The sequence below is a fragment of the Sphaerisporangium aureirubrum genome (genome assembly GCF_042658925.1).
GTDB lineage: Bacteria > Actinomycetota > Actinomycetes > Streptosporangiales > Streptosporangiaceae > Sphaerisporangium > Sphaerisporangium aureirubrum.
The window spans coordinates 50,639-66,085 of record NZ_JBHSRF010000023.1 but is presented as its reverse complement, the minus strand read 5'-3'; the positions used below and the strand labels follow the sequence as shown (position 1 = coordinate 66,085).

General features: G+C 67.7%; 11 protein-coding genes and 1 pseudogene. 5 read left to right on the top strand and 7 right to left on the bottom strand.

The genetic code is table 11. The annotated features are described in order from the left end of the window. The first annotated feature begins 9 nt into the window (after positions 1 to 9). On the top strand, positions 10 to 5,823 hold the full coding sequence (locus ACFP1K_RS17660; protein WP_380754193.1) for an RHS repeat-associated core domain-containing protein: 5,814 nt from the start codon (positions 10 to 12) through the stop codon (positions 5,821 to 5,823). Positions 5,824 to 6,315: 492 nt separating this feature from the next. Here ACFP1K_RS17660 and ACFP1K_RS17655 read toward each other — a convergent pair whose 3' ends face one another. The 3 genes and pseudogenes from ACFP1K_RS17655 to ACFP1K_RS17645 all read right to left on the bottom strand — a co-directional run. Continuing rightward, positions 6,316 to 7,452, bottom strand: coding sequence for a transposase (locus tag ACFP1K_RS17655; protein ID WP_380754191.1), 1,137 nt, complete (start codon positions 7,450 to 7,452; stop codon positions 6,316 to 6,318). Then, positions 7,412 to 7,861, bottom strand: coding sequence for a transposase domain-containing protein (locus ACFP1K_RS17650; protein WP_380754188.1), 450 nt, complete (start codon positions 7,859 to 7,861; stop codon positions 7,412 to 7,414). Before ACFP1K_RS17650 ends, ACFP1K_RS17655 begins: the two co-directional genes overlap by 41 nt. 129 nt (positions 7,862 to 7,990) lie before the next feature. Next, a pseudogene (locus tag ACFP1K_RS17645) lies at positions 7,991 to 8,152 on the bottom strand (IS5/IS1182 family transposase); the annotation flags it as partial. 134 nt (positions 8,153 to 8,286) lie between these two features. On the opposite strand from ACFP1K_RS17645, the gene ACFP1K_RS17640 reads away from it, so the two are divergent. Beyond that, positions 8,287 to 8,724, top strand: a complete 438-nt coding sequence (locus tag ACFP1K_RS17640; protein WP_380754186.1) for a hypothetical protein — start codon at positions 8,287 to 8,289, stop codon at positions 8,722 to 8,724. Beyond that, positions 8,721 to 9,779 (top strand): AAA family ATPase, encoded by a 1,059-nt coding sequence (locus ACFP1K_RS17635; protein ID WP_380754183.1) that lies wholly within the window; start codon positions 8,721 to 8,723, stop codon positions 9,777 to 9,779. Before ACFP1K_RS17640 ends, ACFP1K_RS17635 begins: the two co-directional genes overlap by 4 nt. Before the next feature lie 105 nt (positions 9,780 to 9,884). Here the strand turns inward: ACFP1K_RS17635 and ACFP1K_RS17630 are convergent, their stop codons facing one another. The 4 genes from ACFP1K_RS17630 to ACFP1K_RS17615 all read right to left on the bottom strand — a co-directional run bounded on the left by ACFP1K_RS17630 (position 9,885) and on the right by ACFP1K_RS17615 (position 13,267). Further along, positions 9,885 to 10,376: a hypothetical protein gene (locus ACFP1K_RS17630; RefSeq protein WP_380754180.1), complete on the bottom strand. Its 492-nt coding sequence runs from the start codon at positions 10,374 to 10,376 to the stop codon at positions 9,885 to 9,887. A 284-nt stretch (positions 10,377 to 10,660) separates the two neighbouring features. After that, positions 10,661 to 11,362 (bottom strand): hypothetical protein, encoded by a 702-nt coding sequence (locus tag ACFP1K_RS17625; RefSeq protein ID WP_380754177.1) that lies wholly within the window; start codon positions 11,360 to 11,362, stop codon positions 10,661 to 10,663. Next, entirely contained in the window at positions 11,359 to 11,739 is a 381-nt protein-coding gene (locus tag ACFP1K_RS17620) for a PadR family transcriptional regulator (protein WP_380754174.1), read from the bottom strand. The genes ACFP1K_RS17625 and ACFP1K_RS17620 overlap by 4 nt, the downstream gene beginning before the upstream one ends. Positions 11,740 to 12,211: 472 nt before the next feature. After that, positions 12,212 to 13,267: an aldo/keto reductase gene (locus ACFP1K_RS17615; RefSeq protein ID WP_380754168.1), complete on the bottom strand. Its 1,056-nt coding sequence runs from the start codon at positions 13,265 to 13,267 to the stop codon at positions 12,212 to 12,214. A 163-nt stretch (positions 13,268 to 13,430) separates the two neighbouring features. Between ACFP1K_RS17615 and ACFP1K_RS17610 the strand changes: the two genes are divergently transcribed. Together ACFP1K_RS17610 and ACFP1K_RS17605 are read left to right on the top strand one after the other, a co-directional pair. Beyond that, positions 13,431 to 14,348, top strand: coding sequence for an AraC family transcriptional regulator (locus ACFP1K_RS17610; protein WP_380754165.1), 918 nt, complete (start codon positions 13,431 to 13,433; stop codon positions 14,346 to 14,348). Between the two features lie 92 nt (positions 14,349 to 14,440). Next, entirely contained in the window at positions 14,441 to 15,427 is a 987-nt protein-coding gene (locus ACFP1K_RS17605) for an NAD(P)-dependent alcohol dehydrogenase (RefSeq protein ID WP_380754162.1), read from the top strand. Positions 15,428 to 15,447 lie beyond the last annotated feature (20 nt).

Below are 15,447 nucleotides of genomic sequence, written 5' to 3'. Positions count from 1 at the left end.
GGGGACGGGATGCCCGGGCCGTACTACTATGAACAAACCGGTCCCACGCTCGACATCCTCTTCGAGGACGAACGAGTGGTGCTGGCCCCCGGAGACTACCGGTGGTTCGATGACGCGTGCACGACCGTGCGATTCATCAACGCGGTCACCGCCGCGAACAGGACGGTGCGCGACGCGCTTCCCCAAGGTCTGGAGGCGTTGCAGCAGGAGTGCACCGCATCCGGTGGCGGGCCGGACGGTGCATCACCAGTCCTGGACGCTCCAGTGGAACCGCCGCCGATCACCGACCCTGGTTCAACTGACGGCGGTGCACCCGCATCCGGCGAGCCGGAGACCCCGCAGTCGCTCGGCGTCCCTGACCCGCAGCCCGCAGGCACAACCACGAGCACACCGCGTGATCCGGGGGGCTCCGACGGACGGCTGCTAGCGCAGCAGTACTTCTCGCCGCTCGACCCGCTCACCGCCTACGACGTGGCGCAACTCCTGCTGGACGGCGGTATCGCCCCAGGTGACCTGGAGGAAGCGCTGCAGCACGTCGTCCGGAATGAGGCGCCAGAGGGTGCGATGCATCCCGACTTCGGGATCGGCAACACCCAGAACCAGATTCAGGTAAGAGACCCCGTCGAGCTGTTCTCGGGGGAGTTTGTGGTGACGGTCGCCGACGTCGAGATCGCTTCGCGCGGCTTCCCGCTGCGCCTGGTCCGCCACTATCGGAGTGGGCCAGTGTGGTTCGGACCGTGGGGTTACAACTGGGACCACAACTACAACGTGTACCTGCGTGAGCTCACTGACGGACGGGTGGCCGTATGGACGGGCGAACTGCGTGAAGATGTTCACACCGCGATACCGGCTGGCGGTTTCGACGCCCCCGTAGGCGGGCGTGAGCTGCTGGAATTCCAGCCCGCCGCCGGTCCATTGCCCAACCATTACGTGCTGACCGACCTCAATGGCATGCGCCGGATCTTCCATACACCCGCGGGCTACCCGCACTCCGACCGGATCCCGCTTGTGCGCGTCGAGGACCGCAGCGGCAACACGCACGAGCTTACCTACGATCCTCAGGGCAGGCCAGACAGCGTCACCGACCACGCCGGACGCTCGATCCTCTTCGGCTACGGCGACTGCGGCAGGCTCGAACGAGTCCGCGACCATTCGGGCCGTGTCTGGGAGTACGTCCACGACGATGAAGCCGAGCATCTGGTCGCCGTCATCACCCCGCCCACACCCTCGTTCCCCGACGGCGTCACGACGCGATATGAGTACGACGACAGGTTCAGCGAATCACCAGGCCTACGGCACAATCTCACGAAGGTCATCGACCCCGATGGCCGAGAGGTCGTCGAGAACATCTACGGTCAAGATCCAAGCTCCGACGACTTCGCGCGCGTGGTACGGCAGGAGGTCGGCGGATTCAACACGCTCTACACAACCACCCGGCTGCAGTTCGTCCCGCGCACACCGGACGCCATCAACATTCCGGCCTGGCGAGTCGAAGTCGACGATCCCGACAACCTGTTCGTCTACACCTTCAACTACCGGGGCGACCTTCTCGACCAGCGAGTGCGGCTGGTGCTCGATGGCAGCCTGCGGTTGGTGGCGCGCACCTACCGATACGACGAGGCCGGTAACCTGACCGAACGCTATGAGCCGAACGGGTTTGGCTGCCTCATGCGGTACGACGCAACAGCGGCGGATCCGCGCGCCCGCGGCAACTTGTTGCGCCTTGAGCTGGTAGCGCCAGCCACGGCTCCGAGCCCTTCACGTGTGGTCAGCCGCTACACCTACGAGCCGTTCTTCCACCGGCTCAAGACCCACCACGACGAGCTGGGAAATCTGACCACCTGGATCTTCGACTACGAGGAGCTCACCGGCACGGTGGGGGATATCGTCCGGATCGAATATCCGGATGCCACCCTGCCGTCTGGTGCCCTCCAGCGGCGGCACGAACTGCTCGCCTACAACGCCTTCGGGCAACTCATCCAGTACACGAGCGGCGCAGGTCACATCGACCAGTACGACTACAGCGCTGTGGGCGGCGACGTCGGCTACCTGCGCCAGATCACGCGCGATGCAGGGGGAGCCGCCCAGACACAGTCGTTTGAGTACAACGCCTGGGGCGTCCCCGTGGCCTTCATCGACGGGCTGGGCAATCGCACCGAACACGACGTCGACGAGCTTGGCTACCTGACAGCCGTACGCCGACCACTGATCGGGGGCGATCCTGCGGAAACCCGCTACCGCTACCTGCCGAGCGGGCGGGTCCGCCGCCAAGAGCAACCTCGAGGAGAGTTCACCGACGAAGTCCTCGCCGACCCGTATATCGTCCACGACTTTGAGTACGACGAGTTCGGCACGCTGCATATCGCCCGCTACGGCGCCAACACCGCGCAGCCGCTGGAGTATCGCTACCAACGGGACCCATCCGGCACCCTCCATGCCATCGTCGACCCTCTCGGCCGACGCACGATTCTGGCGTATGACGAACGACGGCTCCTCCTCAGCCAGACTGAAGCGTTCGGCCTGCCCGAACAGGCCACCACCCGCTATCTGTACGACGCCAACGGCAACCAGTCCGCTGTGATCGACCCAGCCGGCCATCGGGTGGACTTCGCCTATGATGCCTGGGACCGCTTGCGCGAGGTGAGGCTGCACGGCCATCCCGACGCCGAGCGCACCCGCATCCGACTCTCACTCAACGCATTCGATCGGCTCGAACGACTCCGGATCGACGGCCTCACCGCACCGGGCATCATCGGCCCCCTCTTCGAGGCGACCACGACCTACGACGAGCGTGGCCGCCCGGTCCGCCGCCTAATCGTCGGCAGATCCGTCGATCTCATCTACGACCAGGACGAACGTGTGGTGCAGCAGATCGACCAGCGCGGCGGGATCACCCGGTTCGTTTATGACGGTATCGGCCGGGTCGTACAGGCCACCGACGCCCTCGGCAATATGGAGCACCACACCTACGACGCCGCCGGCAACCTCAGGCGGCACGAGCGGATGGATGTGCTGCCCGGCGGGGGCGCCGAAAGCTTCGTCACGACGGTGGACTACGACGTCCGCAACCGGCCCACGACAGTCACCGATCCGCTCGGCCGGGTGAGCAGCCAAGCATTCGACGCACGTGACCTGCCGGTGTCGGACACCGACCCGCTGGGCCGCGTCACCTGGCGCACCTTCGGTCTGCGCGCCGAGGTGGTCACGGTCGGTCGCGATCTCACCCTCGCGATCGCTGCGACGCACACGATGACCTGGGACGCCGGTGGCCGGATGACTGCCTACCGCGACCCCGAGGGTGCCACCACGATCTACGATTTCGACGCCCGCGACCGGAACACCGCCGTCCACTACCCCGATGGGGGCACCCATCTGTTCACCTACGACGCCCGGATCCAGCCTGCCACGGAGACCAGCCCCGGCGGCACGCGCCGCTCCTACACCTACCGCGCAGATGGTGCCCTGAGCCGGATCGACTTCACTGCAGGGCCCGGCGTCGCGCCGACACCCGCCATCGAGGTGTTCAGCGACGGGCTCCGCCGCGCCGTACGGCTGAGCCAGGGAGCCGAGGCGGTCGAGCGCACCTACGACCTGCTCCGGCTGGTGTCGGAGACGACCTCCGGTGGCACGGCGTCGATCGGCTACGACGACAGCACCGGAACCGCTCGCCTGACCTACCCGGACCTGCGGGTCGACGAGTACCAGCTTGACCTTCTCGGGCGGCTGGAATCCGTACGGCTATCCGCCCCAGGTGGGGCGGGACTGACCGGGAGGCTCGCGGCCGGAGCCGTCCTCACGCGCTGTCGCTATCGCGGCCCAGACCGACTAGCGGAGCGGACGCACTGGAACGGGTGGACGTCGGAGCTGAGCTATGACGGCGCCGCCCGACTCACTGGCCTCGCCTATCTCGACCAGGCAGGCGTGCCTCAGCAGGAGTTGCACCAGGTGCACGATGGTGCCGGCCGCCGCCGACTGCTGTGGGCGCAGCATCCACCGCAGGAGCCCGCTTCCTACGCCTACGACGACCTCGACAGACTGGTGGAGGTACGTGAAGGGCTCCCGCTCGCCGACCCCGGTACCCACCTCGACCTGACCGCGGCCAACGCCCAGATCGCGGTAGCGGCAGGGCTCGCGCCGCGGCGGACCCAGGCTTTCAAACTCAACCTCGCCGATGCCCGGACCCGAGAAAGCACGGACTCCGGCACTGGACCCCTTGTCCGCGATTTCACGCTCACCCCGACATACGCCGTAGTGAACGTGTCCGAAGGGCCGGGCGTGGTGCCCTACACCTACGACAACGATGGGCGGCTCGTAGCCGACGGGCAATACACCTACACCTACGACGCGTTGGGGCGTCTGATCGAGGCTCGCGCCGCCGCCGCGGTAGTCCTACACCAGGAGTTCGACCCACTTGGACGGGTAGTGCGGCGCACAGAGAACAACACCACGATCACCCGCGTGCATCTTGGACACCGACTAATCGAAGAACAGAACACCGGTAGCGGCGGCCCCACCCGCCAGTACGTTAATGGGCCCGGCTCCGACGAGATCATCATGATCAGCACGGGAAGGAACCTGCTCCCTCTCCACGACCCTCTCCAGTCCGTGCTCGGCTACGCCGACGACGTCGGCACCGTCCTGGAGCGATACCGATTCGACGTGTTCGGCGAAGCTTCGGTCTTCGCGAGCGACGGGATCACGCCACTCACCGCGACCACCGTCGGGCCGGTCGTGTACGCCGGACTCCCGCTGCTCGCGATGGAGCGCTACGACGCTCGCACCCGAATGTACGACGCGACGACAGGGAGATTCCTGCAGCCAGACCCGTCCGGCTACGTGGACAGCGCCGACCGGTATGGCTACACCCACCATGACCCGCTCAACTACATTGACCCTGACGGTGACATCGCAGTGCTCATCGGATTGGCGATCGCAGCTGGGCTCGGCCTCCTCGCGGGGCTCGGCACGAACACGATACGCCAGCAAATACGGAGGATGGAACAGCCCGACGCCGAGTTCGACGTGGGTGAGTTGCTGTGGTCGGGTGTCACCGGCGCGGTCCTCGGACCGGTACTCGTCGTCGCGCCCGAGTTGGCAATCCCGCTCGCCGGATTGGGGGTGGTCAGCGCCGCTGAGGAGTATGAGCAGGGCAACCGGGCAACCGCAGCTTTCGACCTCGTCTTGTCGGTCGTGCCGTTCTTCTCGAAGCACGTCAGGTCTGCAGCCTTCGGCAAGGGGACGATCTTCTCACCCACTCGAGGGCTGGGCCCAGTCGATCCGCTCAGTACCCGCTGGGGACGTATCGCGACCATGGGCCGCGAGTTCCTCAACCCCACTGAAGGCGTCACCCGCGTCACTCACGTGACGACGAGGGCTCGTCTAGCCAGTATCGAGAGCAGGAATACCATCAACGCCACACCCGCCCCGACCAGCCTAAAGGTAGCCGTGGAAGGAAGTAGAACGGGTACCTGGGTCCTGCCGTGGCGGGCATCCCAGCTTCGAACGTGGAGTCGCCTGATGGCCGGCCGACGTCCGCTCGAGAAGTATGATCCCTATGTCGAGTTCGACGTTCGGCCAGGTGAGCTCCTTCGACCAGGCGCCGGCGTCAAGTGGCTGTTCCAGCGATACCAGCGCCAACTGCCAGGACCCGTCGATCTCGCGGGGAGGAACCCCACCTTCGGACGGCTCAGCAACCAGCCACCGACTCCGATGCTCGCCGACCTTACGCCGTTCATGCACCTGACCATTCCGACCGACCCGTTCGCCAGCAGCCAGCAGGGGTCCGAGTCCACGGGCCCCGGCCAGCCCCAACGCGGAAAATGATTGCCTTCCGCGCCCAACGTTGGTGTCGCTTTGGCTCTGCCCCCGGGGTCATGATCAAAGCCGCCCAGGATGCGAAGATCCGGCTCGAGGACATGTTCCTGGTCCCCACGGGAGACCGACGATCTGCTGGAGGAGTGGCAACGTCTATGACAACCCCGAGGCGGACCTCGTCGTCGTTGCCCTCCCGCCACGTGGGAGGCGCTGTCAGGCGCGAAAGCGCCAGCGCGCCGGCCACTTCGAGCACCGTACGCCGCCCGCCAACTGTTTCCTGCTCTCCCAATGCCCAAGGCCGCGTAGTTAGGCCGTGAGCGTCATTGTCGATTTGGTCGTTTCTGCAGGTCGTGGACTGTTTCGTGGGAACTGTTCCGATGGGAGGGCGTAGGCGGCGGGGGCGATCTTGTGGATCACGCCTTTGCCGGCCCACTGCGACAGTTGCACGCAGAAGCTGTTGAGGTTGGCGATCCCCAACGCGTGAGCAAGTTCGCGACCACGCTAGATCCGGCACGGATCGGCCCGCAGGAGCGCCAGGACATGTTCCTTGCGGTCAAGGTGTGGCCGCACCTCCTCTGGTGGTTCCTGTTCCTGTTCCTGGTGTTCGTGTTCGTGTTCGGCTGGGTGAGGTGGCTCGGGAGTGGGCCGGGGTGGCGGGACGGTCTGTCCCTCGTGGACGACGATCGCCAGGCTGGTGATGTTCTGGCTGGTCAGTGGGCGGTCGTCGTCGCAGGGCCGGGCGTGGTAGCGGGAGATGGGAGATTTGACCTTGCGGATGCTGACCCGGTGGCGGCGGGCCGGTAGCAGATCGCCCAGGATCGCCCGGCCGATCACTGCGACCGGGCCGTCGGCTGGCTCCCAAAGAACATTTGAGGCGAGGATGACCTGGTCACGGGCGCCCTGGACGGCGGTGGTGAAGCAGGCCCGGTCCGGGTCGGTGCCCGGCCGCGAGGCGGCGGCCTCTACCATGGCCATCCGCAGCGCCTGATAGAGGGTCAGCAGCGCCCAGAGCTCCTGTTCCACGCCGAACCGGTCGCCCGAGCGCAGGACCCGGCCGCCCAGCAGGGTATGGCGCAGCGCGAAGTACGCCGATTCGATCTCCCAGCGCTCGTGATAGAGAGCGATCAGCGCGGGCGCCGGGTCGGCGACCGGGCCCAGCAGCGTGGTGGCCAGCCGATACCGGCCCGCGATGCGGCTGCCGTCGGCGCAGGTCACTGTGAGGCCGGCGTCGATGATCCGCACCTTCACCGCTCCGATCACCGACAGGAACGAGCCGTCGGGCAGGCGGGTCAGGACCGGGGGGCGGCGGCTGGCCTTGATCCGGACCAGGAACTGCGCACCGCTGGCGGCGACCGCGGTCAGGAAGTCGGTGCCGCCGAACGCGCGGTCGGCCAGCAGCATCTGGTCCGGCAACAGGTGCATCAGGCGGGCGGCGTAGCTGGTCTCACCGCAGGTGGCCGGGCCGAAGACCGCACCCAGCAGGCCCCGGGTCCGGTCTCGACCAGCGTCATCACCAGCACGGTGGGATATCCGGCCCAGGCCAGCCGATACTTGATCTTCCCCAGCCAGGACCGGTTGCGCGCCGAGTCGGGCACCTTCACAAAGGAGCAGCCGTCGAAGGCGACCGTGCGCCAGCACCGGATACCGCACCCCGGGCAGGCCCGGGCAGGCCCGGGGTGGCCAGCGGCCCGGCCACTACCTCGAATAACGCCTTGATCGGCGCGGCTCCCAAGCGGCGACGCACCTCCCGCAGCCCCTTCTCCGAGGGGTGTCGCACGCCCAGCCCCTGCAATCCGCCGGTCAGTTTGTCCCAGACCCGCCGGTAGCCCAGCTCCGGGAACAGGCCCAGCGCGAGCAGGAAGTAGACCCCGACCCGGGAGGGCAGATTCCGTAGCCGCCGCTGGGTCGTACCGGTCTCGGCCAAGACGGCGTCGACCAGGTCGAAGGGCAGGTGCTGGGTGAGTTCGCCCAGGTGGCCGGGCGGGTAGACGCCCTGGGCAACCGTGATGGCACGGGTGAAGGTGATCGTGGCAGAATCAGCGGGCAACGGGACCTCGGGACTCGGGTGGATCTTGGTCGATCACCTGGTGTATCAGAGGTCCCGTTCCTGTTTTCCCCTGGCCCCGCCGTACTCACCGACCGCTTGCCGTACACCCGAGACCCTTAAGACGGCGACTCATTTGGTGAGTCGGCGGTAGCAGATGAGGGCTGCGGCGATGGCGACGAAGGAGGCGAAGTGGTCGGCCCGGCGTTCGTAGCGGCGGTGTAAGCGTCGGCAGCCGGCCAGCCAGGAGACGGTGTTGGGTCGAGCCCGGGCGCGGTGCCTGGATTGCTCCAGGTCCGTTTCCGGTTCGACGGGGTGTGTTCATCGAAGGGGGTGAAGTCCCGGTGGATGTCGTTGAACAGCAGTAGCTGCTTCCAGCGGGTGGGCCCCGCGAACAGCCTCCTCGTATTAGCCGTGTTCGTCACGACATGGATGCCTTCGTCGTGAACATCTGCCCTGGCCGCGACTGCCGGGTTAACGTCGTTGCCATGCAATGGTGGCAGGCGGGCCTATGGGGCCTGGCCGGTGGCGGTGCCTCTGGGCTGGTGTCGTTGATGACCGCGATCGTGAACGCGGGCTACCGCTGGCCCTGGCGCAAGAAGGGCTCGGGCGACTTCCGCCCCCGGCTGTTCGTCCTCGCCTGTGGGATGTTGCTGGGTGCACTGGTCGCCGCTGCGGCCTCGGCCCAGATAAGCGGGCCCTGGCCGGCGTTCATCTTCGGCGTCGGAGCGACCGCCACCATCCGCGGCGTGCTGTCGGGCGTCGAAATCGTCCCCCCAACCTCCGAAGCCACAGCCACGCCCGCGCGGCCCCGCCTGCCTCAGCCTCGCAGGCGTAACCTTCGGGAGGAAGAGGAGGCCCGGTGAAGATCCGTCCCGGCACTGTGCTGGCCCGAGTGGTCAACGCCGCCCGGCCAACCCGGCCCTGGCTGCGCATTCACCCATCCTCGCCCTGGTGGGCCCGGGTTCTGATCACCGCTGGCGCCCGCCAGGCCGATATCGAGTTGGATGATGCCCCCGCCCCGCCGCTGGAAGAAGTCCGTGTCCGTCCCCGCTCTGCGGCCGTAAGCAATCTTGATCCTTACGAAGATCAAGATTCCCCGCCGACCCTCTCCCAGTTGCTCGCCCCGCTGGAGTCGCTGACGGGGCTGCGTGCGGCAAAAGAGTCCGTTCGCTCGTTGGTGTGGCGGCTGGAGCTCGCCCGGCGGCGCGACCAGGGCGACCTCCTCATCCCACACGCGGTCTTCCTCGGCCCGCCCGGAACAGGCAAGACCATCGTCGCGCGCGAGGTCGGCCGGATCCTACGTGACCTCGGCCTGCTAAGCCGCGGCCATGTCGTCGAGGTGACGCGGGAGAACCTCGTGTCTGGCTATGTCGGACAGTCCGCGATTGCGACATTGAGAATGATCGAAGAAGCCGAGGGCGGGGTGTTGTTCATCGACGAGCCCTACAGCCTTACCCGTGGCGGCGGAACCGACTCCGACCACGAAGCGATCGATACGCTCGTCCAGGAGATGGACAATCGCCGCGGCCGAATGCTCGTCATCCTGGCAGGCTATCCAGACGAGATGCAGCAGATGATGACACTGAACCCAGGCCTCGCGTCCCGGATCCATCTGCGGATCTCTTTCCCTGTTTATAGTCTCGACGAGCTGCATGGGATCTTCACCGAGTTTGCGTCCGAGCGCGGCCTCACGCTCGGCCCCGGCGTCGCCGACCGGGTGCGAGATTGGTTCGACAGCCGGATCAATGGCCCCTACTTCAGCAACGCCCGCGCCGCCCGCGACCTGCTCGAAAGTATCGAGACTCGAATAGCCGAACGCGTCATGGCCGACGAGCACGCCGATCCCCATCTGATCCTCGCGGAAGATATCCCGGACGACGCTCCCAGCACCCGCCACACCACGTTGAATCCGGTGTGATCCAACATCCGCTGCGGGCGGTCGGCAATCGCGGCTACTCGGTCGCAAGAGTTTTACTGACACTCTTGATAGAGACAGCCTGCGGTCGAAAGAGCTGGCTGGCCACTACCAGCGGCTGTCAGTACTCGAGAGCGCTGTTGAGGTCGGCGAGCTCTTTGCGGAGAGCCGGAAGTCTTGTGCGGTGGTGTCGAGTGACTCGTGACCCATGAGTTCTTTTGATCTGGGCGGGGTCGGCACCTTCTTGCCGAAGCCGGGGACGTAGGTGTGGCGCAGGGCGTGGCGGCGAATACCGTCCCGGCCAGTCGCGGCACCCACCGCGAGAACGACGTCGGTGATGCCGTCGACGGTGAGCAGGCCGCGCTTGCCGACCCACAATCCATCCTCACCTGCGGCGGCGGCCAGGCCAGGTTTAGCCTCCAGGAGTTCGGTGCGCTCCAGCAGCCAGGACGAGACGCGTTCGCGCGCTGGGGCCGACAGTCCCGCCACCGCCCGCACCAGCACGAAGCCGGCCAGCACGTCGGTCTCCAACGCTTCCAGATCCTCCGCAGTAGCCAGGGCACGGGCCACTCGCAGATCCTTCACCACCGCCAGCGCCAACTCCGGGCACCTCGCCTTCACCCTCACAGCAAGACGAGCGACCAGGACGATATGTCTTCAGAATCCCTGAAGTCTCATCAACTCCTGAACAAGCCGGAGCACCAGCGCATAAGCCAAGGTCCTGCGGTTAGAACGGCCGAAGAGGCCCCAAGGAACTCAAGGGATATTTCTTACTTCGGCGCGGTCGGAACCGTCGACCAAGCTGGCGAAGCCGTCGCGGTGCAGCCCGGGTGAGGACCGGAGACCGGGGCTGCGCCGGACTGCGCCCGATTACACCGGGTGGCTTATCGCGGATCGTCCCGCTCGGCTCGGCGCGCGGCCTCGGAGGTGAGGATCTGCTTCATGCTCGGGATGTCCGCAGGCCTGGAGATCTGTGTCAGGCCGATAGCGAAGATCACCAGCGCCCCAAGGGACAGGAACACCGTGAGCGCGACATCGATGATGGCGATGGGGAAGACGTCGACGGTGAGAGCCCTGGCCACCGCGCCTAGTGCGAAGCCCACCGAGCAGGCCATCAGCACTACTCCCCTGACTGTCGTGAACCAGGGACGGTTGAAGTAGGCGACGACGACTTGGACAAGCCCGCTGGTCATGATGATGACGCCGCCGATCATGGACCAGATCGTCTGATCCTGCCACAGCAGAGGGTCCGCCCCCCAGATCATCCCTCCCAGGGCGGTAGCCATCAGTCCCTCGCTTGTGCGCCAGCGCACTTCGAGGCCGATGGACTTGTTGTGCCTGCGCAGGCCAGCCATCGCCCCGATGGTCACAAACCCCAGTGCGGTCAGCAGCTTGAACAGCTTGCCCGGCCGGTCGTTGATGTAGGCGGCGACGACTTCGCCGCGCTCGGCGGCGCGAGGAGTGTCGCCGTACTGCAGGCGGGCGGCCAGGGCCACGACCCGGACGGCGAGCCGGGGACAAACGTCGCTCATTTCGTTCACGGCCAGCCCCAATAGGACGCCGACGATGATGTCCGAGGTGTTCACCAGTCGCTCCTCGGGGTGCTCGGGATGCCCAAACCCAGCCAGCGGGCGAAGGCCGTGCCGAGCCTGGCCTGGCCCGGTTGAATCTGTACGGGAGCGGGACGCCGCTGGGCCAGCAGCGCGCGTGCTGCCACCACGCCGGTAGGGGTGAGCACGTACAGCTTGCGGCGTGGCTTGTTGGGCTGGGGATTGTCCTCCCACCGGCCGCTGACCCACCCGGCGTCCTCGAGGCGGTCGATCACGCCGTAAATGGTGGGACCGGAACGCTTGGTCGTCTTCGCGATGATCCAGCCGTGCAGTTCGGCCTGATCGGTGAATGCTTGGAGCAGCAACTCCAAGACGTCGAGCAGCGGGCCCGTGACCCGCTCTGGAACAGCCATGACGCTTATCTTACCTAAGAAGGTTAGGTGGCGCCAATGGTCGGCTGGCCCTGGCGGGCCCGGTTCTCGCCGACCCGATCGCCCGCGGGCGTACCGCCTAGCCGCGCTGGCTCGCCCCGATCGCCAACCTGGTCTCGCTGCTGGCCATCAGTACGGTGATTGACATGCTCGTGCCCGAGCCGCTCGCGATCTGAAGAGCGGCCCGCCGTCCTTGACCTCAGTCTGCTCGTCGTTTATCTGACCTCGGACCTCCACCGTGCTGTTGCGGGGGATTAGGAGGCCAGCCCGCCGAGCACGGCCACGGCCCCGACGCCTGCGCGGTGGACCTGGGGATACGGGGGCGGGCACTGATGGTCTGCGGCCTGACTCCCGTGTCCGGCGGTGCACCCTCACCCTGTCTCCGGCACACCTTGGGCACCACCTCGCTCAGATGCCCGGCTCGACACCACCTGAGCTGACCTCAAAGATGCCGTCAGTAGCCTCTCGCCGACCCGTAGGACACCGCTGACCTGGGCACACTGAATCGCGTGTACCTGGTTGCACGAGTCTTACCGACACCCCAGTTCAGGTCCGGAGCCGACACCTCGTCCAGCCGCCGCAGATGCTCGGGGGTGAGGGTCACCTCCAGGGCGGCGAGGTTCTTCTCCAGGTGGTCCACGCGCCGGGCGCCGAGGATGGGCACGACGGTGCCCTGCCGGGCGCGCAGCCAGGCCAGCGACACGGCCGCCGAGGTGGTGCCGAGTTCGCCGGCGACCGCGTCGACGGCGTCGATGACCGTGAACTCCTCCTCGCTGGGGCCGCCGACGAAGGCCGTGCGCGCGGAGTCGGTGACCTGCGCGCCGCGCCGGTACTTGCCGGACAGGAAGCCGTTCTTCAGCGGGCTCCACGGGACCAGCGCCATGCCCTGGTCGAGCGCGAGCGGCGCGACCTCGCCTTCGACGGTGCGGGCCAGCAGCGAGTACTCGACCTGCAGCGCGATCAGCGGGGTCCAGCCCTTCAGCAGCGCCGTCGTCTGGGCCTGGGCGGTGAACCAGGCGGGGGTGTTGGAGAAGCCGATGTAGCGGATCTTGCCCGCCCGGACCAGGTCGTCCAGGGTGCGCAGCGTCTCCTCGATCGGGGTGTTCCGGTCCCAATTGTGCAACCAGTACAGGTCGAGGTGGTCGGTGCGCATGCGGCGCAGGGTCTCGTCGAGCTGGGCGATGATCGAGCCGCGGCCCGCGCCGCCTGCGTTGGGGTCGCCGGGGAAGAGGTTGGTGAAGAACTTCGACGCCAGCACCACGTGCTCGCGCCGTCCGGGGTTGGCGGCGAAGAAGTCGCCGAGGATCTTCTCCGAGTGGCCGTTGGTGTAGAAGTTCGCGGTGTCGATGAAGTTCCCGCCCTGGTCGAGGTAGGTCGCCAGGATCTTCTCCGACTCCTCGACGCCGCACCCGGCGCCGCCGGGGTCCTCGCCGAAGGTCATCGCGCCGAGGGCGAACGGGCTGACCCGCAGCCCCGACCGGCCGAGTGTGACGTAGTGATCGAGTGGCATCGACGTGCTCCCATGCGTGTCGGAACGGTCTTGTCTGGTTGCTTCAATCGAAGCGCCGGCCGTGTGGTCCGCGGTAGACCGATCCGCGCCACCTCTTGCCTGATCCTGCACACATCGCCGCGATCGGCTTGTCCTGCGGCATCGCCGGATGCTTTCGTGAAGTGTGCGCACCACCACCGCTCTGCTGGACGAGATCCGCGGCCTGGTCGCGGCCCATGCCCGGCCGGACCTGCGGACGCCGATCGACGGGCTGCTGCTGTCCAGGGTGGAGACGGCGGCGCCGGACCACTCGCTGACCGAACCGCTGCTGGTGGTCATGGCCCAGGGCGGCAAACGCCTCCTGCTCGGCGACCAGGTGTTCGAGTACCGGGCCGGAGAGTGCCTGGTCGTCACCGCCGACCTGCCCGTCACCGGCCACTTCTTCGACGTCAGCCCCCAGACGCCGTCGCTCGGCATCGGGCTGACGCTGCGCCCGGCCGCCATCGCCCCGCTCCTGCTGGAGGCCCCCGTCGGACGATGGTCGCGCGGCACGGCCGCCCCGCCCGCGATCGCCACCGGCCAGGCCGGCCTCGAACTGCTGGACGCCGTGGCCCGCATGCTGCGGCTGCTCGACCACCTCGCCGACGCGCCGGTGCTGGCCCCGCTGATCGAGCGGGAGATCCTCTGGCGCCTGCTCACCGGCCCGTACGCCGGAATGGTCCGTCAGATCGGCCTGGCCGACAGCGGCCTGTCCCATGTCAGCCGGGCGATCCAGTGGATCCGCGACAACTACCCCGAAGCCATGCGGATCTCCGACCTCGCCCGGCTGGCCGGGATGAGCACGTCCGCGTTCCACCGGCACTTCCGCGCCGTCACCGCCATGAGCCCCCTGCAGTTCCAGAAGCGCATCCGCCTCCAGGAGGCCCGCTCGCTGCTGGTCGGCCGCCCGGGTGACGTCGCCGGCGTCGGCCACCTCGTCGGCTACGACAGCCCCACGCAGTTCAACCGCGAATACCGCCGCCTGTTCGGCGCCCCGCCCGGCCAGGACGCCGCGCGCCTGCGCGCGCACACCGCGCCGCACGACGTCCGGCACCTGCCCTGAGCCCGATTCCGGACCGCGCGGCGCGGGGCGCGCCGCAACACACTGGGACCAGGTGGCACCGAGAGTGCCGCATACCCGAGAGAAGGGCACCCATGAAGGCGGTCACCTACTACAGCTACGGCTCCCCCGACGTCCTGCGGATCGAGGACGTCGAGACGCCGGTCCCGGGCGACAAGGACCTGCTGATCCGGATCGGCGCGGCGGTGGTGACGGCGACGGACGTCACCTTCCGGGCGGGCGACCCGTTCTATTCCAGGCTCGCCACCGGCCCCACGAGACCGAGGGCCAGGACGCTGGGCGCCGAGGTGGCCGGAGAGGTGGCGGCGATCGGCAAGGACGTGACCCGGTTCGCGGTGGGCGATCGCGTCCTGGCGGTCACCGGCCCGGCTTTCGGCGGCCACGCCGAGTATGTGCGCGTGCCGGAGGACGGGGCGGTGGCGCCGGCGCCGTCCGGCCTGTCCCACGGCGAGGCCGCCGCGGTCTGCGACGGCGTGCTGACGGCGTTACCCTTCCTCAGGGACCACGCGCGCCTCCACCAGGGGCAGGACATCCTCGTCAACGGGGCCTCCGGCGGCGTCGGCCTGGCCGCCGTGCGGCTGGCCAAGCACTTCGGGGCACGGGTCACCGGTGTGTGCGGCGCCGCCAAGACGGAGCTGGTGAGGTCGGCCGGCGCCGACGACGTCGTCGACTACACCGCGCGGGACTTCACCCGCGAGGGCCGGACCTACGACGTCGTCTTCGACGCGGCGGGCAAGAGCTCGTTCGCGCGCTGCAAGCAGGTGCTCAACGACGGCGGCGTCTACCTGACGACCGCCCCCTCCGCCTCCGTCCTGCTGCGCACACTCTGGAAGCCGAGGCCCGGCCGCAAGCGGGCGGTCGTCGCGTTCACCGGCCTGCGATCGGCACCCGACAAGGCCGCCGACCTGCGCTTCCTCACAGAACTCGCCGAAGCGGGGCACATCAGGCCGGTCATCGACGGGTTCTACCCCCTGGCGCGCGCCGCCGAGGCGCACCGTCGCGTCGGCAACGGGCACAAGCAGGGTTCGGTCGTCCTGGTGATGGACGAGGACGGTGACTGACCACCCCGAGGTCTCGCGGC

Bases quoted from the DNA above. Each gene is read 5' to 3' on its own strand.
- ACFP1K_RS17660 (WP_380754193.1), top strand. From the start codon at position 10: ATGCCCGGGCCGTACTACTATGAACAAACCGGTCCCACGCTCGACATC.
- ACFP1K_RS17640 (WP_380754186.1), top strand. From the start codon at position 8,287: ATGGATGCCTTCGTCGTGAACATCTGCCCTGGCCGCGACTGCCGGGTT.
- ACFP1K_RS17620 (WP_380754174.1), bottom strand. From the start codon at position 11,739: ATGGCTGTTCCAGAGCGGGTCACGGGCCCGCTGCTCGACGTCTTGGAG.
- ACFP1K_RS17615 (WP_380754168.1), bottom strand. From the start codon at position 13,267: ATGCCACTCGATCACTACGTCACACTCGGCCGGTCGGGGCTGCGGGTC.
- ACFP1K_RS17605 (WP_380754162.1), top strand. From the start codon at position 14,441: ATGAAGGCGGTCACCTACTACAGCTACGGCTCCCCCGACGTCCTGCGG.